Annotated in this window: 17 protein-coding genes; 15 read left to right on the plus strand and 2 right to left on the minus strand. The window is 71.3% G+C overall.

The window, feature by feature from the left end; translation table 11 throughout:
- Positions 1–97: 97 nt before the first annotated feature.
- A complete protein-coding gene (locus ACFYWQ_RS41320; protein ID WP_389525289.1) occupies positions 98–850 on the minus strand; it encodes a GntR family transcriptional regulator in 753 nt (250 codons plus the stop codon).
- A 340-nt stretch (positions 851–1,190) separates the two neighbouring features.
- Between ACFYWQ_RS41320 and ACFYWQ_RS41325 the strand changes: the two genes are divergently transcribed.
- The 13 genes from ACFYWQ_RS41325 to ACFYWQ_RS41385 all read left to right on the plus strand — a co-directional run bounded on the left by ACFYWQ_RS41325 (position 1,191) and on the right by ACFYWQ_RS41385 (position 13,373).
- Positions 1,191–1,952, plus strand: a complete 762-nt coding sequence (locus ACFYWQ_RS41325) for a hypothetical protein (RefSeq protein ID WP_389525292.1) — start codon at positions 1,191–1,193, stop codon at positions 1,950–1,952.
- 242 nt (positions 1,953–2,194) lie between these two features.
- Complete coding sequence (locus tag ACFYWQ_RS41330) at positions 2,195–2,452, plus strand: WhiB family transcriptional regulator (RefSeq protein WP_389525294.1); 258 nt, start codon at positions 2,195–2,197, stop codon at positions 2,450–2,452.
- Positions 2,453–2,902: 450 nt separating this feature from the next.
- The gene (locus ACFYWQ_RS41335) at positions 2,903–3,094 is read left to right on the plus strand and encodes a DUF5999 family protein (protein ID WP_389525412.1); all 192 of its coding nucleotides are present in this window, start codon (positions 2,903–2,905) and stop codon (positions 3,092–3,094) included.
- Between the two features lie 313 nt (positions 3,095–3,407).
- Positions 3,408–3,962 carry a hypothetical protein gene (locus ACFYWQ_RS41340; RefSeq protein WP_389525296.1) on the plus strand — a complete coding sequence of 185 codons (555 nt, stop codon included), beginning with the start codon at positions 3,408–3,410 and terminating at the stop codon, positions 3,960–3,962.
- 149 nt (positions 3,963–4,111) lie between these two features.
- Entirely contained in the window at positions 4,112–6,310 is a 2,199-nt protein-coding gene (locus ACFYWQ_RS41345; protein ID WP_389525299.1) for a DUF2637 domain-containing protein, read from the plus strand.
- Positions 6,311–6,553: 243 nt separating this feature from the next.
- Positions 6,554–7,069: a hypothetical protein gene (locus tag ACFYWQ_RS41350; RefSeq protein ID WP_389525302.1), complete on the plus strand. Its 516-nt coding sequence runs from the start codon at positions 6,554–6,556 to the stop codon at positions 7,067–7,069.
- A 3-nt stretch (positions 7,070–7,072) separates the two neighbouring features.
- A complete protein-coding gene (locus ACFYWQ_RS41355) occupies positions 7,073–7,273 on the plus strand; it encodes a hypothetical protein (RefSeq protein WP_389525305.1) in 201 nt (66 codons plus the stop codon).
- Positions 7,274–7,406: 133 nt separating this feature from the next.
- Positions 7,407–9,698: a hypothetical protein gene (locus ACFYWQ_RS41360; RefSeq protein ID WP_389525309.1), complete on the plus strand. Its 2,292-nt coding sequence runs from the start codon at positions 7,407–7,409 to the stop codon at positions 9,696–9,698.
- 11 nt (positions 9,699–9,709) lie between these two features.
- Positions 9,710–10,144 (plus strand): hypothetical protein, encoded by a 435-nt coding sequence (locus ACFYWQ_RS41365; protein WP_389525312.1) that lies wholly within the window; start codon positions 9,710–9,712, stop codon positions 10,142–10,144.
- A gap of 85 nt (positions 10,145–10,229) precedes the next feature.
- On the plus strand, positions 10,230–11,072 hold the full coding sequence (locus ACFYWQ_RS41370; protein ID WP_389525315.1) for a hypothetical protein: 843 nt from the start codon (positions 10,230–10,232) through the stop codon (positions 11,070–11,072).
- A complete protein-coding gene (locus tag ACFYWQ_RS41375) occupies positions 11,069–12,511 on the plus strand; it encodes a transfer protein (protein WP_389525318.1) in 1,443 nt (480 codons plus the stop codon). The genes ACFYWQ_RS41370 and ACFYWQ_RS41375 overlap by 4 nt, the downstream gene beginning before the upstream one ends.
- Before the next feature lie 76 nt (positions 12,512–12,587).
- Entirely contained in the window at positions 12,588–12,779 is a 192-nt protein-coding gene (locus tag ACFYWQ_RS41380) for a hypothetical protein (RefSeq protein ID WP_389525321.1), read from the plus strand.
- Between the two features lie 90 nt (positions 12,780–12,869).
- Positions 12,870–13,373 carry a hypothetical protein gene (locus tag ACFYWQ_RS41385; protein WP_389525323.1) on the plus strand — a complete coding sequence of 168 codons (504 nt, stop codon included), beginning with the start codon at positions 12,870–12,872 and terminating at the stop codon, positions 13,371–13,373.
- A gap of 85 nt (positions 13,374–13,458) precedes the next feature.
- On the opposite strand, the gene ACFYWQ_RS41390 is transcribed toward ACFYWQ_RS41385, so the two are convergent.
- Positions 13,459–13,656 (minus strand): hypothetical protein, encoded by a 198-nt coding sequence (locus ACFYWQ_RS41390; RefSeq protein WP_389525326.1) that lies wholly within the window; start codon positions 13,654–13,656, stop codon positions 13,459–13,461.
- A 114-nt stretch (positions 13,657–13,770) separates the two neighbouring features.
- On the opposite strand from ACFYWQ_RS41390, the gene ACFYWQ_RS41395 reads away from it, so the two are divergent.
- Together ACFYWQ_RS41395 and ACFYWQ_RS41400 are read left to right on the plus strand one after the other, a co-directional pair.
- Positions 13,771–14,571: a hypothetical protein gene (locus ACFYWQ_RS41395; protein ID WP_389525328.1), complete on the plus strand. Its 801-nt coding sequence runs from the start codon at positions 13,771–13,773 to the stop codon at positions 14,569–14,571.
- A gap of 252 nt (positions 14,572–14,823) precedes the next feature.
- Positions 14,824–15,288: an RRQRL motif-containing zinc-binding protein gene (locus tag ACFYWQ_RS41400; protein WP_389525331.1), complete on the plus strand. Its 465-nt coding sequence runs from the start codon at positions 14,824–14,826 to the stop codon at positions 15,286–15,288.
- Positions 15,289–15,307 lie beyond the last annotated feature (19 nt).

The following is a 15,307-nucleotide window of genomic DNA, read 5'->3' on the forward strand; positions in this document are numbered from 1 at the left end:
AAGCCTTTGTGATGTTGAACGAAAGCGGCAGACGGTGTGATGGCCCCCACACCGCGAAGGATTTTGAGGGGGCAGATCAGTGGCTATCCAACGAAGGTCAGGAGCGGCCTCCATGCCACACACCTGGTCGGAGAATGTCCTCCCACACCTCCAGCGGGCCTTCGTCGTCGGAGTAGAGGGTCCGCAAGACGAGAACCGGGACAGGCACGTCCGGAGGCATGTCGATGCCAAACTCATCGAGTTCGTTGTTGGAAGCCAGCCGTGCTGTGCTCTGCTCAGGACCTGCGGTGATCGTCTTTCCGGTGCGCTCGGTGTAGAGGTCGTGCCGGAACTTTGGCATCGGTCCCTCGTCAAGCAGCTCCGGCAGGGACACCAGGGCCCGCATGTGAATCATGTTCAGAGCCAAGACCGTAGGTTTGCCGTCCTGTACGAAGGTTCGGCTCCTCAGCACAATCTCGTCGTACAGGTCGATCCCGAGAAGGTTCGCAACCTCGGCATCGGCGCACGAGCGAAGTACGGAGCGAGAGTTCACGTAGGTCTCCCGCGGAGCCAGTGGCCTGCCTGTGCGGCGAAGGCGCTCCAAGCGCGCGGCGCCCGTGAGGATCGATGGCGGGATGTCGCTCGGGCCCAACACAGTGGTGCCGCTGCCCTGTGTCGTGCGAATCAGCCCCTCCGCCTCCAGGGCTTGATAAGCGCGATGGACCGTCGCTGTGGCTCCCTTGCCTTCGGTGACAAGGGCTTGGACCGACGGGAGCCGATCACCAGGGCCGTAGTCACCGTTCTCGATCTTTCTCGCGATCTCATCCGCGATCTGTCGCCACTTTGGCGGCTTCGGGGCCGGAGTTGGCATGGCGGCTCCTCTCGGCTCGTCTTGTGCCGACCAGTCAACCACATTCTAGAAGACCTTGACATCTCTTCTAGAAGACTTCATCGTGGTGTCTGCGAACGGCGCTAAGCGCCTTTGGCACCAGCACGACTGCACAACAGCGGGAGTCACCGTCTCTTCGGAGGCGGCGGCAATGGGGTTGAGCCCGCGCTCCCCCGGTCGACGGCGCCTGTACCGAATAGCAGCATCCGAACCATCCCTGAACAGCGAGGTTGCGCTGTCTGTCCGCCAGGACCCAAACCGGCCGCAAGGCCGGCCTGGCGCGGCAGAGAGAGCAGCACCGCTCCAGAACCAGGAGGAATCGATGCCCCAGATCCGCCCCGGTCGCGTCCGTACCAAGCGCGACAACCGGCGCGCTCCGTTGCTGCTCAGCGCGATCAGGCCCGAGAACGTCAACGTCCGTGAGGGCGAGGTCAAGTCGCTGGTCTGCCCCGACTGCCGCACCTGGCGGCGCCTGATGGGCGACACGAAGCTCAAGATCCGTGAACACTGCCGCAGCGACAAGGCCACCACCGGCAAGAAGCACGACCGCTGCCCTGGCAGCAACCAGATCGTCCAGCTCGACATCACCATCGAGCAGTGGAGCGAGCGAATGCTCGCCGCCGACAGCACGGCGACCGGCCGCCGCTCAGCCCGCCAGCACTACAAGCCGCTCCCGGCCCCGGCCAAGCCCGTCACCAAGTTGGCGCCCACCGCACAGACTGCCCTCACCGCCTACCGGGAGCACTTCAAGAAGTGCCAGGCCAGCGGCGCGCCGGGACGATGCACTGGCAGCCAGCGTTGTGCTGCCGGTGTCAAACTCGCCACGATCTACGAGCAGCGCAAGGTCCTGGACCGCGAGCGAGCCCGATTCGACCGTTCCTACGTCGCGGCCGCCGCGAAGAACACCGCAGCAGAGTGGGCCAAGCACCACGAGGCCACGGGCGACGCGAAGGCGGCCATGGCCAAGCGCAGCGGTACGACGGTTGAAGAGGCCAACAACTCCTGCCGGAGCCGGCAGGCCGACACGGTCTCCGAGTTCCGAGGTCCCCAGGTGCCGCTGCAGCCGGTACGGATCAGCGCCTGATACATACGCACGAACCGCCACGGCCCCGGCCATCCCGAGCGATCGGGGAGGCCGGGGCCGCGGCTGCTCGTACGAAACGGACAGCCTGAACAGCACGACAGCCCCGGTGACTTGAGACCCTCCGGGGCTGTCCAGGACCCGATTGGAGACCTGATGCCCACCAGCATCGCACGGAACGACGACACCACCGACCCGATCATCGAAGAGGCTCTGCGCCGCGTCCGGCAGGGGAAGTGAGCGGCATGGACTGGCGCCACAACGCGGTCTGCCGCGAAGAGGACCCCGAGCTGTTCTTCCCCATCGGCAACACCGGCCTGGCACTTCTGCAAATCGAGGAGGCCAAGGCGGTCTGCCGCCGCTGCCCGGTCATGGAGCAGTGCCTGCAGTGGGCGCTGGAGTCCGAGCAGGGCGACGGCGTGTGGGGCGGCCTGTCCGAGGACGAGCGGCGGGCGATGAAGCGCCGCGCCGCCCGCCGCCGGGCGCGGCAGGTGGCGGTATGACGGACGCCGACCAGAAGCGCCTGGAGGACGCGGTTCGCCGGACCAACCACGCACACGCCTTTGGCCGACGCGCCCATGGTTGAGTCCCTTCACGACCGCTATATGAAGGCCGACACCGTCTTTCGCACGCACTGTGAGACCTGTCCCAGGTGCCTGCCGGACGCGAGGTGCGACATCGGCCAGCGTCTGTACGAGTCGGTCGCCCGACTCCAGGACGCCTACCTCGCCCAGCAGAAGAAGCGGCGAGGTTGACCCGCAGCGCAGGACGGAAACCCAGCTTCCCTCCCGCAGCATGTCCCTCCACCAGGCCGGTCGCCCGCACCACGGGCGGCCGGCCTTTCGCACGCCTCCGGTCCGGGAAAGTCTCGGGCCCGCTTCCCCGCAGGAGAGCCCATGCGCAGCAGCACCCCGCTCGGCACCGCGACGACCGCCACCCAGCTGCCGGACTCGCTGTGCACGCACACCCCGACCTGTCCGACCGCCGACAGCCCGGACCGGGAGGCCGCGCACGTCGTGGCCAGCCACCCGGAGCAGGGCTGGAGCCTGCTGTGCAACGGCGTCCTGCTCTTCGAGGACACCGGCGAGCTGCTCCCCGACGGGCGGGTCATCGCCCCGCACCGCTCCGTCGCGGCCCTGGCCTGACGGCTGCCTGATCCGCCCGCGCCGACCGCTGACCTCCTGGCTGCCGGGTCGGGCGGTGAAGGGGAGCCGGACAGTCCGGGTCCACACAACGACAGAGGGGTCTGTCATGAACGCCCTGATCACCGCCGTCCGCAGGGTTCTGGCCGCCTGGCGCTGCCCGGAGTGCGACACGGAGAACGGCTGCACCTGCATCGTCGGCTGAACCTCTGACGGCTGCCTGATCCGCCCGCACCGCCCGCCGGACGATGGCTGCCGGGTCGGGCGGTGATGGGGAGCCGGACAGCCCGGACCACCGACCCAAAGTGAGGCTCGTATGCCCAAGACGACGAACGCCCCCTTCACCACGGTTTTCACCGACGCCACGCTGCGCAAGGCGCAGGAGCGCACCGCCGACTCCTACCGGTCGGTGTGGATCGGTCCGTCCGGGGAGGAATCCTCCGGCGAGGCCGTGGCCCGCCACCTCGAGGCCACCATCGCCCTGCTCGACAAGGACGGCTGGGTCCGCGCCTACAACCACGGCAAGGACTGGTCGACCGGCGTGGACCTCGCCGACGACGACTCCATGACGGTCAAGGCGATGGTCCGGGCGCTCGTGCGGTTCGTCCGCGACGAGAGCGGAACCGACCCGCAGCGGACCCTGTACACCGCCCTGCGCCACGTCGGTGAGGACGGCGGCCACGGCGACACGGACACCGCCTACGTGGCGGGCTGCGTCCTGGACCTGGTGGTCCAGGCCCACACCGGCTCGGACTTCGCCCGCGCCACGCCGTGGTCGGAGCGGCAGCACCGCACCCACGCGGACATCACCGCCCTGCTGACCGCCAGCGCCCGGTTCGCCCGCACCTACGGGTCCGCGGCTGCCGCCTGATCCCGGTACTGACCGCACCAGCACAACGGCCCTCCGAGTCCCCGGCATTAGCGCTGCCGGGGCCCCGGAGGGCCTGGTCACGACCCTACCGACCCGATGCCGACCGCGGTGGCCTCTTGTACGAGGCGCCGGAAAGAGAGGACACCCCCGTGGCCAACACCACCACCCGGCGCAGGCGGAAGCCCGCCGCTGCGAAGCCCCGAGGCGCCGGGCGCGCCAAGGCGCCGGCTACTCCGGCTGCCATCCCTGTCCAGGCCGCCGCCCCCGACGAGACCGGCGAGACCGTGCCGCTGGTGTTCGAGGAGGCCGACCCGGTCCTGGCCGACGCCGCCGACCGTGCCGCCGACCTCCGGGGCCTGGCCGCCGACGACGCTGCGCGCATCCTCGCTGACGGCGAGACCCGCGCTGCCGAACTCCTGGACGGTGCCCGCTCGGAGGCGGCCTCGATCACCGAGGCGGCCACCACCGAGCAGGCCCGCGTCCTGGCCGACGCGCAGGCCGACGCCGACCGGGTCCGCACGGAGGCCGCGACCACCGCGGCCGCCGACGCCGACCAGGTCCTGGCCGAAGCCGACGCGAAGGCCAAGCAGCTGCTCGCCGACGCCCGCGCGGAGGCCGACACCGCCACGGCGACGGCGTCCAGCAACGCCGACCAGGTCCTCGCCGATGCCAAGGCGGCTGCCGAGCAGCTGCTCGCCGACGCGCGCGACCAGGCACAGGAGGTCACCACCACGGCGGCCTCGAAGGCCGACACCGTGCAGGCGGAGGCCGCCAAGGTCCTCGCCGACGCGGAGGCCGCGCGCACCGAGCTGCTCGCGGCGGCGGAGCGCACCGCGGCGGAGACCCGCACCCGGGCCACCACTTACGCCGAAGCTCTCCTGGAGCGGGCGCGGAGCGAGGCCGACCGGATGCGCGAGAGCGCGGACGGACAGGCCGCGCAGGTACGGGCCGGAGCCGAGAAGGCCGCGGCCGGCCTCCGTCAGGACGCCGAACGCGCCCTGGCCGACGCCCGTACCTCTGCTGAGGAGCTGCGGGCCGCCACCGACAAGGACGTCGCCCGGCTGCGTGAGCAGGCGGAGACGGACGCGACGGCGGCCCGGGAGGCGGAGGCCAAGGCCACGACTGACCAGGCCGCCGCCGAACGTGCCCTGGCCGAAGCCGAGCGGATCCTCGAGGCGGCGACGCAGCGCACCGTGCAGCGGGCCCGCCGCCGGGAGATCCGGACCGAGTCCCGCGCCAAGCGGCGCAAGGCCCGCAACGACGCCCGGCCCGCCGGCGGTGTCCCGCCGCTGTCCGGGCAGGAGCTGGTCCTGGTCGTCGGGATCGTCCTGGCGGCCGCGACCGTCTCCACCCTCGGTCTGCTCTCCTCCTACACCGCGCTGGAGACCAAGGCGACGGCGTGGGGCTGGGACTGGCCGTGGCTGCTGCCGGTCGGCATCGACGTCGCCATCCCGGCGTTCACCGGCGCCAACTTGGTCTTGATCCGCATGGGCATGGAGCTGCGCTGGATCCGCTGGGTGCCTCGGGCGTTGACGGCGGTGACCGTGTACCTGAACTGGAACGCGGCGCACTCCGCCTCGGGCCGCCTCGGGCACGCCGCCCTCACGCTGCTGTGGGTGATTTTCTCGGAGATCGCCTCCCACGTGTACGCGACGCGGATCGGCGCGGTCACCGGCAAGAAGCGGATGGAGACAGTGCGGCGCTCGCGCTGGATCCTCGCTCCGATCCCGACCGCTCGCCTGCGCCGCCGGATGATCCTGTGGGAGATCACCTCCTACGAGGAGGCGCTCACCCGGCTCCAGGAGCAGACGTACCTGCGGGCGCGGCTGCGCCAGAAGTACGGCTGGATGGCGTGGCGGTGGAAGGCCCCGCTCGACAAGCGGATGGCGCTCAAGCTCAACACCGCCCCAGCCGCGCTCGCCGACACGCTCACCCCCGAGGACGCTCACACCGTCGAGCGGATCGAGGAGAGCGGCGACGCTCACGACGCTCACCCGGAACCGAGCGCGCTCACCTCCGGGAACGCCGACGGTGAGCGTGAGCGCCCGGCGCTCACCACGGGCGCTCACCACGGTGAGCGCGACGGTGAGCGCGACGACGCTCACCGAGCGGACAGCCCCCGCACGCGCAGCGAGCGGGACGCGCTCACCGAGCGCCGTCACGACCGCATCCGTCTCCTCTACACCGAGCTCGGGCGCCGCCCCGAGTGGACGGAGATCCGCGACGCGCTCACCGAGGCGGGCCTGTCCGAGGAGCCGGTCTCCCGCCCGACCGCGCAGCGCCTGCGCGCTCAGGTAGAGGAGAGCGCCCCGGTGAGCGCCAAGGCGAGCGCGCCCGGCAACACCTGAGCGCCCGCACCCCGCACAGCACCTGCCGCTCATGGTCGCCCCCGGCCCGCGCCCACGCTCCCGAGCGTGAGCGCGGACCGGTGACGGCCACGGCCGGCAGGCCGCTCGCCCGCGCCCGCCCCGAGCGGGGCGCGGCCGATCAGCCCGAACCGAGCACGATCCCGGCCCCGCACGCACGCCTCGGGGACACGGACCCATGAACCCCTTCCCCCTCCCCACCCCGAGACCTGGAGGTCTTTTGTCATGCCCGAGAACAACAACCGGTGGACCTCGGACCACCTGATGAAGCCCGGCGGCACCGCCCTGTACGCCGCTCAGCAGCGCGAGCGGCTGCGGCAGATGGCCGATGAGGTCAGGGCGCTGCTCCGCGAGTACCGGGCTGACCTGGAGAACATCAAGTTCGACGGGGACAAGCCCTTCGAGGCCCGCATCCGGGCCTATCTCGCGTCGCGTCCGCTGGCGCAGCTCGAAAGCGACCTCCGGGACGCCGTAAATCACGCCGGAAAGCTCGACGCCGAATTCCAGCGGCGCTATGTCGAGCTGCCCGAGAAACGTGAGAAGAAGGCGGAGAAGAAGGAGCTGGAGAAGGCGCGCAGGCAGGGCCTGAACAGCGCCCGCACGGTCAGCGCCGCCGGACATCTCAACGGCCTCTCGCAGGCCCTCAACGAGCCGACCGGCGACGGGAAGGGAGTCGCGAAGAAGACCGGCACGGACAGTGGCGACCACACCTTCCTGGACTTCCTGGAAAGGAGGGCCTGATAAGTGGCTTCCCCGCTTTCCAAGGGCCAGGAGGCGCGCTGGAACAAGCGCCTGGCGGAGACCACCACGAACAAGGCGCGGGCGACCGCGCTGTGGGACCTGGCCCGCCTCCTGGCCGGCACCGACGACAAGGCATGGGCCGACCTGGTCCTGCTGCTCCAGGGGTGGACCCAGAAGCAGCAGGGCCGGGGGCCCGGCTCGTAACGCTCCGCGCTCATCACTGCTCATCATCACCGCCTCACTCCGTGAATCACGGGGTCCCAACACGCGCGCTTATACGCGCGCGTGAGGCCCCCGGGGTCATGACCCTGAGTGACTGATCAAAAGGAGACGGCCGATGGCCGACGACGACGCCGGGGGGACCGTCCTCGGCTTCCCCGGCGGGCTGACGATCCCGGGGCCGGTGGGCAGCGGCCCGCCGCCGCCCGGGGCCGCCGCCCCGTCCCTGAGTGACCTGCCCGAACTGGCGCCCCCGCCCTCCCTGCTGGTGGCGGGTAATTCCGACGTCGGCGGCGGGAGTACGACCACCGCGCACGCGGATCCCGGAATGCCGGACAGCCCGGAAGGGCAGGGAATCGCTGCCATGTCGGTGGTGATGATGGCCGGTATTACCGTCGCCGCAATGCGTGGCGCATGGAATGCCGCTGCTTATCTGAAAGCCCGCCACGAACACCATCGGGCAATTGCGGATCAGCAGCGGGCGGCGGCCGATAAAGCCTCGATCGGTGTTGAAGCGGCGCGCCAGAAAAGCCGCTTACAGGCCGGTCCGGAATTCGGTCGGAGCACTCGCACATCGGGCGGTGGAGGCGGCCGGACAAACTCCGGAAAGAATTCCGCCCCGAGCACGTTCCGCTCCTCCGGCGGCACCAAGCCCCCGGGTGGCTCCGGATCCAAGACGCCCAGCAAGACGTCTGGCGGCGGCTCTGGCGGGCGTACACCGTCGCTGGGCAGGGGCGGGCGCGGGGGCGGCGGCGGAGGCCGCAGGGGCGCCCTGGAGTCCTCCGGGACAAAGGGCGGTGGAAACACCGGGAACGGGGGCCGAAAGACCCCGACAACCGGCACGAAGAACAACTCCGGCAGTCTCTCCGGCGCCGTACGCAACCGTGCCGCCGACCGGATCCGCAACGGCCCCAAGCCGAAGAACAGCACCGGCACCCTCGGCACCGGCAAGTCCGGCTCGGGCGGCGGCACCACACCGTCCTCCGGGTCGAAGTCGGGCCGCGGCCCCGGCTCGAAGTCCGGCACGACCGGCGCCTCCGGCTCGAAGTCCGGCACGACCGGAACCAAGTCCAGTACCTCCGGCACGGGTTCGGGCGGCAAGGGCCGGGTCACGCTGCCGGAGGCGGTGGCGAAGGAATCGGCGCGGCGGCTGAAGAGGCGCCGCAAGCGGCTGGCCCCGCCCGTCCTGACCACGGTCCGCAAGGGCAAGGGCAAGAAGGGCGCGGGGAAGTCGGGCAGCGGCGGCCCCGGCCCGAAGCGCAAGGGCAAGGGCAGGGTCACGCTGCCGGCGGCCATCGCGAAGGAATCGGCACGGCGGCTGAAGAAGCGCCGCAAGCGGCTGGACCCGCCGGTCCTGACCACGGTGCCCAAGAAGAAGGGCAAGAAGGGCAAGAAGCCCGCCGCGGCCGGGACGACGCCGACGACGCCGAAGGTCAGCCTGACCAAGAAGCCCAAGCCGGGCACTCCCGGCGCGGGCGGTGCGGCGACGCCGAAGGTCAGCCTCACGAAGAAGCCGAAGCCGGGTACTCCCGGCGCGGCCGGCACCGGCGGCACGGCTCCGAAGGTGAACCTCCGCAAGAAGGTCAAGCTCACCAAGAAGCCGCGCAAGCCCGGACCGGGCGGGTTCGGCCCGCCCGTGCCTGGGCCGAAGCCGACCGGGCCGGCCGGTGCGGCGGGTGCGGTCCCCAAGCCGAAGGCGGACAAGCGCCGTTCCCGCCGCGGCTGGTGGGAGCGGGCGAGCGCCCGCCGATCCGGCCGCCCGGCTCCCGACCCGTCCAGCTCCACCAGCTCCGGCCCCACGCCGGGGCCGGGGCAGGGCGCAGCACCCGGCGGAGGGTTCGGCCCGCCCCCGGGCTGGGGCTACGCACAGGGAACGACGATCACCGTCGAACAGGTCGGCGGCGAGGGCTGGACCGCCCGCCGCGGGGAGAACCGCCGCGCGGCCCGCATCCCGGCCGGAGCCATTCCCGCATCACGAAAAGGAGGAACCGGAGTGACCGTGCCCGTCCCGACGAAGGCACCGAACACCCAGTACGCGGACAGCGACCTGACGATCTACGACGTCATCGACTCCGACGCCGACATGGCGGAGGAGATCATGGCGGGCGTCGACGAGGCCAACGCCGCCGCTGAGGGCTGCGACAAGATGATGACGCGGCTGGAGGCCCTCCACGCGAAGATCGTCGACCTCAAGGTGCCCGGCGTCCTGGAGGGCTGGGTGCTGATCCTCGCGGAGAAGGCCGTCAGCGTGAAGGCGAAGGCGGAGGCCCTGGCGGAGAAGCTGCCCGCCGCCTCCGAGGCCATCCGCACCGCCGGCGAGAACGCGGAGCGCCGCCACAAGCCGCTCGCCGACGCCGTCCGCGATGCCGGACACGCCGCCCCCGCTGAGCGCGACTACCACGTCGAATAGGAGAACCCACCGTGTCCGACCTCGTTCCCGTCATCGGCGGAGCCCTCCAGAAGACCGGCTCCGCCATCGTCGGCGCCGTCCGCTTCGGCATCGTCGTCGCGCAGCTGACCGCCGCCAGCGCCACCATGGCCGGCCTGTCCAACCAGGTCCGCTCCACGTTCAAGTACGTGGAGGACTGCGCGGACTCGGTCGACAAGCTCGCCGACCTCGCCGCGTCCAAGGCCGTCGACCAGTCCACCGTCAACGAGCACCGCGAGGCGGCGACCGTGATGCGGTCCTGCAAGGACGAAGCGGAGGCCATGGCGGTGGAGTGCGAGGAGATGTCCACGCTCTTCCACGAGACCGCCGACGCGCACATCGCCGACTACGGCGCGGTCGCGGACGCCGCCAACAACATGCCCGACGGCATCGAGATGGCCGACCGCACCTTCTACAGCAACCGCTGACCCACCCTCACCCCCTCACCACGAAGGGCGGCGAACCCACGACGGGTTCGCCGCCCTTCCTCATGCCTCGAAGGAGAGCCCACCGATGATCCGCCTCGGACCCCTGCGCGGCCGCTTCGCCCTGGCCCGCAACGCCGTCGGCCGCGTTGCCACCGTGGCCGGCACCGGCGCGCTCGCCACCGGAACCTTCACCCACGACTTCTACGGCCCCTCCGTGCTGGCCGCCCTCGGCTGCGCCGGATGGGGCGCCCTGTGGTCGCTGACCCTGCCGCGCCACGCGGCGGGCAACACCGCCATGGGCCTGTACCTGTCCCCGTCGGTATCCATGGCCGCGCTGCTCACCGCGCAGCGCATCGTGCCCGGCATCGACTGGTACTGGCAGCTGCTCGCCGACGCGGGCTGGACCGCCGTGGTGCTGTACGTACGCCCGGCCCGCCTGGCCCGCGTCCTGGTCGGCCGCGAGAAGTCGCTGACCCCCGAGGCCATCGAGCAGACCCAAGTGCTCCTGGCCGCCGACACCGACCAGGCCGGCCCGCAGCACCCGATGGCCGCCTACTGGGCGCAGCACGTCGCCATCGAGGGCGGCGCCGCCCCGAACACCGTGCTGGAGCAGATCGAACGCACCGGCGAGGAGTCGATGACCGCCGTCATCCGCTCCACCCTCCCCGGCAAGCCGGTCCCGAAGATCGACCTGCTGGAACTGTCCGCGGCCATCAACTGGCCCGAGGACGACATCGCCATCACCCCCGTGCCCAAGCAGGGCGCCGGGGTCCGGCGCCTCACCGTCGGCCAGGCCCCCGAAGAGGCCCTGGACATCTACACGGCCTGGGAGAAGCTCATCGCCCCCAAAGGCATGCCCTCCACCGTCATCACCGCGATCCGCACCGTCGACATCCCCGACGAGGAGACCAAGGAGCTCCCCGCATGAGCAAGATCTACGAGCTGACCGTGGAAGCGGTGGAGGCCGGCGACATCATCACCTACCACCCGATGAAACTCGCCAACGCCCTGCGCATCAAGGACGTCAACCGGCTCGCGGTGGAGACCAGCGTCATGGGCGACAAGGCGCTGGTCACCATCTACCCGCACGACCCGCTCGCCCACGTCATCCTCGCCGACCCGCAGATGCTGGTCATGGACGACCGCGGGCGCGTGTGGATCGGCCGCTACCACAACGGCCGACCCTCCCTGCTGCGCCTGTACGACCCGCAGTCCGGCTCCGCGCAGCGTCTGCTGCTGTTCGGCACCACCGGCGCGGGCAAGTCCACCGCCGGGCAGATCATCCTCGCCGCGATGAAGCGCTCCGGGATCGCCGTGCTGTACGCCGACCTCAAGGGCGGCCAGTCCGCCCCCGAGGCGTACGGGCAGACCGGGCCCCGTGCGGACGGCAACGTCGCCTGGCGGGTCACCACGCAGGAAGGCACGATGGCGCAGCTGCGCACGACGTGGCTGACCATGATGGACCGCCAGGAGCGCTACGCCCGCCTGGGCCGCTCCAAGTTCCTGCGCGACCGGCCCGACCCGCTGATCTACCAGATCGTGGACGAGGCCAACAGGTTGCTGGAGAAGGGCGCGCCCTACCGGGACGAAGCCACCTTCTACATCAAGGACATCGGCCGCACCGGCCGCTCCCTCGGGGTCGGCATCGGCCTGTTCGCGCAGGCCGGCCACCTCGAGGAGATGGGCGGCAGCGACACGTTGAGGGCGATGCTCAAGGAGGGCGAGGTCATCCTCCTGCGCTGGACCAGCTCGATGATGAAGCAGCTGGTGACCGACGGCCTGCTGCCCGCCGGGCAGATCCTCGCCCCGATCCCGAAGTACGCGGGCGAAGTCGACCTCGTCTCGCAGTTCGACGAGGAACACACCGACGACGACCGGCCCGGCACCCAGGGCACCGCGTACAACGTCAACGGCCGCTACCCGACGTCCAAGATGCGGTTCTGGAACATCGGCTCCCCGGTCCCCACCGAGGGCCTGGACCCGATGGTCCTGGACCTCTACGGCCCAGGCGCCCCGCCCGAGATCGAGGAAGCCGCCTGGGACCTCATCGGAGACGCCTACTGCCAGCGCCTGGACGGCATGGAGGCGTACCGGGCCGTCTTCCCCGAGCCCGAGGAAGACGAGGACGGCGAAGGCGGCGGCGGGGGCAAGAAGAAGGGCGGCGGCGCCAAGAAGGCCGCCTCCCCGGTCCCGGCCTCCCAGCCCAAGCCCCGCGCCCGCACGCTGCGCGAACGCATCCAGGCCGTCCTGGACGCGCACGACGACCCACTGGACGCACTCCAGATCCTGGAGCTGGTCAACGCCGACGGCCGCCGCGAGGTCAAGCTCGGCAGCGTCCGCAACACCCTGACTGCGATCAGGAACTGACCCTCACCCTTCGCCCGGCCGGGCCGGGCCTCGCGCCCCGCCCGGCCGCCGGCCTTCCCTGAAGGAGCTTTCCACTGTGGCGCTGACCGTCTCCCTGGTCGTCTTCGCCGGAGTCATCGTCGTGGTCCTGCTGCGCACCGGCTACCTGCGGCTGTGGCCCGCGCTCGCCGCCGTCCTGTTCGGCTTCACCCTCGCCTCCACCGGCATCGCGCCCGCCATCACCAACGCGATCAGCAGCGTCGCCGGATGGCTCAGCACCCTCGGATGACCCGCCCCACCGCCCCGCTCCCCCACCCCTTCGCGCCCTCCCCGCCACATGGCAGGGAGGGCGCGCCCGCACCCGAACGGAGACACCACGATGGACTTCCACTCCACCGACGGCCGCCCGATGTCCGACTCCGAGGCCGCCGCCGAAGCCAAGCGGATCATCGAGGAGAACTTCCGGCCCGAGCCGCCGGTCCGCCACTTCCCGACGTCGTTCCGCGACCACTCCCCCGTGCCTGCCTACGGCGACACCCCGCCCGTCCATCAGGACGACCGCCGGATCGTGCCCGCATGGGCGGCCGGGATCGCGGTGGCCTCCATCGGTGTCGGCGCCGGGGTCACCGGCATCGGCTGTGGGGCCTGGCTGGTCCTCCAGGGCCTCGCCTCGGTCACCCTGACCGGCGTCCTGATGGTCACCCTGCCGTTCGCCGGCCTCGCCATGGCCGCCACCGCGATCGGCGGCGCGATCAGCCGCGCCCGCTCCGCCGTCACCAAGAACATCTACGAGGGCCCGGTCACCCAGAAGACCGAGATCAACAACCACAGCACCACGCGCGGCATGTTCTTCGCCCGCACCCGCAACGACATCCACAGCTGATCCCGGCACCCTGCGTCGTACTCGAACCCCGCCCGCACGGCCGGGAGTCGAGTGCGGCGCAGGCTGCCCCGGGCAGCCCGCGCAATCAGTCGTCGTCGTCCAGGTAGATCAGCAGGCGGCCGTACTCATCGACCTCCGCCTCGTAGATCACGCCGTCGACGACCGCGTGATCTACGACCACCTCGAAGTCGTCTTCGTCGTCGATCCACAGCACGCCGTCGTCGTCCGTGAACGCCGGATAGATCACCCCGTCGGCGATCACCGAATCGAACTCGACTGCCATCGCGCCCCCTTGCTGCTCCTGGCCTCGCCCCAGCCTGACGCACCACCAGGCCCTGGTGACAGAGACATTCCCATCCCGTACGCAGCGTCACCGCCCTCGAAGGAGATGCCGACCGTGGCTGACCACAACGACCGCACCCCGCACATCCCCGGCCAGCGCCAGGAGTCCCCGGCCGCCCACGGCCAGGCCCTCGACTTCCCGCCGCCCCCGCCCTCCCTCGAAGAGAAGGAGCCGCGGCTGGAGGCCCTGCGCGAGTGGTGGGCCGACGCCTGGGACGACGGCGGCTTCCTGCACGACCGCTGGGAAGACCTGCGCCGCGCCCCCGCACTCGGCTGGCACGGCATGGCGAACTGGGTGAAGACGTCGCTCGGACTCGCCGGGATCTGCGCGGTCCTCATCCTGCTGGACGGCGCGACCGACGTCCTGGCCGACACGCTGCACAGCCTGCTGACCGCCGTGCCGCGCGTCCAGGTTGGTGCCGACACCTCCCACGGCGTCTTCGCCGTGGTCGACCAGCCGATCCGCTCGTACATCGCGGCGCACTCCGCCGCGCTGCCGATCAGCGCCTCCACCGTCTACACCGTCTGGCAGATCGTCGGACTCTTCGGCCTGGTCGGCGGGTTCTTCCGCAGCAGCGGCGCCCGCCTCACCTGGACCGCGTGGGGCGCGGCCAGCATCGCCATGGTCTGGGACACCGCTCCCGACGAGGGCCGCACCATCGCCACCGGGCTCGCCGTCCTCGCCTGGACCGTCGCCTCCGCGTTCGCGCTGCGCGGGCTGACCCTGCGCCCGGCGTTCTTCACCCACATCCACAACGCCGGTCACCAGATCGAGCCGCACATCCACCTCCCGGCCCCGGCCGTCCCGGACGCCGACGACACCCCGGACAACGTGCACCCGCTCCAGAAGCGCTGACCCGCCGCCCTGCCTGGCTCTCGCCCGCCCCGCGCGGGCGAGGACCGGACAGGACGACCGGCCGCCCGCCACACCCCACGCCCCGCATTGGCTTCCGCCGGCGGGGCGCAGCACTGCCCGCCATCAACCTGTTGGAGGACACACCGTGCTCATCCCCCGCCCGCGCCGCCGGATCGGCCGGCCCCGCCCGCAGCGCCCCGGCCCCCGCTACCCGCACCGCCCCGCCCGGCTGCCCGGCGCCTGGAGCAGGTGATGCCCCGCCGCCGGAAGAAGGGGCGCCGCCGGGAGGTCAAGAAGGTGCCGCGCAGCGAGGCGACCTTGCCGGAGTACGACCGGCGCACCTGTCCCAAGGGCCTGGTCACGCGCCGCCAGTTACGGGACAAGGGCCTCAGCCCCGGCGGGCACGGACCGGTCGCGGTCCTGCGCTGCAAGGGCTGCTCGTACCGGCCCGATCAGTCGTGCAACCACCCCACCCGGGGCTGGCTGTACGACGTGAACCTTGCCCGGCCGAAGCGGACGCCGACGCTCGCGCAGGAATGGGCGCTGGACCGGGCGATGGCCGCGAGGTCCACGTGCCCCCAGTGCCGCCGGAGGTACTACTTCTGCCTCCCGCTGCGCACCCAGGGCGTCTGTGACCCCTGCGACAAGGGCTACGAGCCCAGCCCCGACACCTACATGGCGTCCACGGCCCCGGTCGTCCACCGGCTGGCCGCGTGAGCCGAACCCCGTCCCAGCC

It is taken from the genome of Streptomyces sp. NPDC003247 (assembly GCF_042888135.1).
In the GTDB taxonomy this organism is placed as follows: Bacteria; Actinomycetota; Actinomycetes; order Streptomycetales; family Streptomycetaceae; genus Streptomyces.

What these genes read in the sequence shown, in the direction of transcription:
- ACFYWQ_RS41390 (WP_389525326.1), bottom strand. Translation starts at nt 13,656, where the DNA reads ATGGCAGTCGAGTTCGATTCGGTGATCGCCGACGGGGTGATCTATCCG.
- ACFYWQ_RS41385 (WP_389525323.1), top strand. Translation starts at nt 12,870, where the DNA reads ATGGACTTCCACTCCACCGACGGCCGCCCGATGTCCGACTCCGAGGCC.
- ACFYWQ_RS41350 (WP_389525302.1), top strand. Translation starts at nt 6,554, where the DNA reads ATGCCCGAGAACAACAACCGGTGGACCTCGGACCACCTGATGAAGCCC.
- ACFYWQ_RS41320 (WP_389525289.1), bottom strand. Translation starts at nt 850, where the DNA reads ATGCCAACTCCGGCCCCGAAGCCGCCAAAGTGGCGACAGATCGCGGAT.
- ACFYWQ_RS41400 (WP_389525331.1), top strand. Translation starts at nt 14,824, where the DNA reads ATGCCCCGCCGCCGGAAGAAGGGGCGCCGCCGGGAGGTCAAGAAGGTG.
- ACFYWQ_RS41370 (WP_389525315.1), top strand. Translation starts at nt 10,230, where the DNA reads ATGATCCGCCTCGGACCCCTGCGCGGCCGCTTCGCCCTGGCCCGCAAC.
- ACFYWQ_RS41325 (WP_389525292.1), top strand. Translation starts at nt 1,191, where the DNA reads ATGCCCCAGATCCGCCCCGGTCGCGTCCGTACCAAGCGCGACAACCGG.
- ACFYWQ_RS41360 (WP_389525309.1), top strand. Translation starts at nt 7,407, where the DNA reads ATGGCCGACGACGACGCCGGGGGGACCGTCCTCGGCTTCCCCGGCGGG.
- ACFYWQ_RS41330 (WP_389525294.1), top strand. Translation starts at nt 2,195, where the DNA reads ATGGACTGGCGCCACAACGCGGTCTGCCGCGAAGAGGACCCCGAGCTG.
- ACFYWQ_RS41375 (WP_389525318.1), top strand. Translation starts at nt 11,069, where the DNA reads ATGAGCAAGATCTACGAGCTGACCGTGGAAGCGGTGGAGGCCGGCGAC.
- ACFYWQ_RS41340 (WP_389525296.1), top strand. Translation starts at nt 3,408, where the DNA reads ATGCCCAAGACGACGAACGCCCCCTTCACCACGGTTTTCACCGACGCC.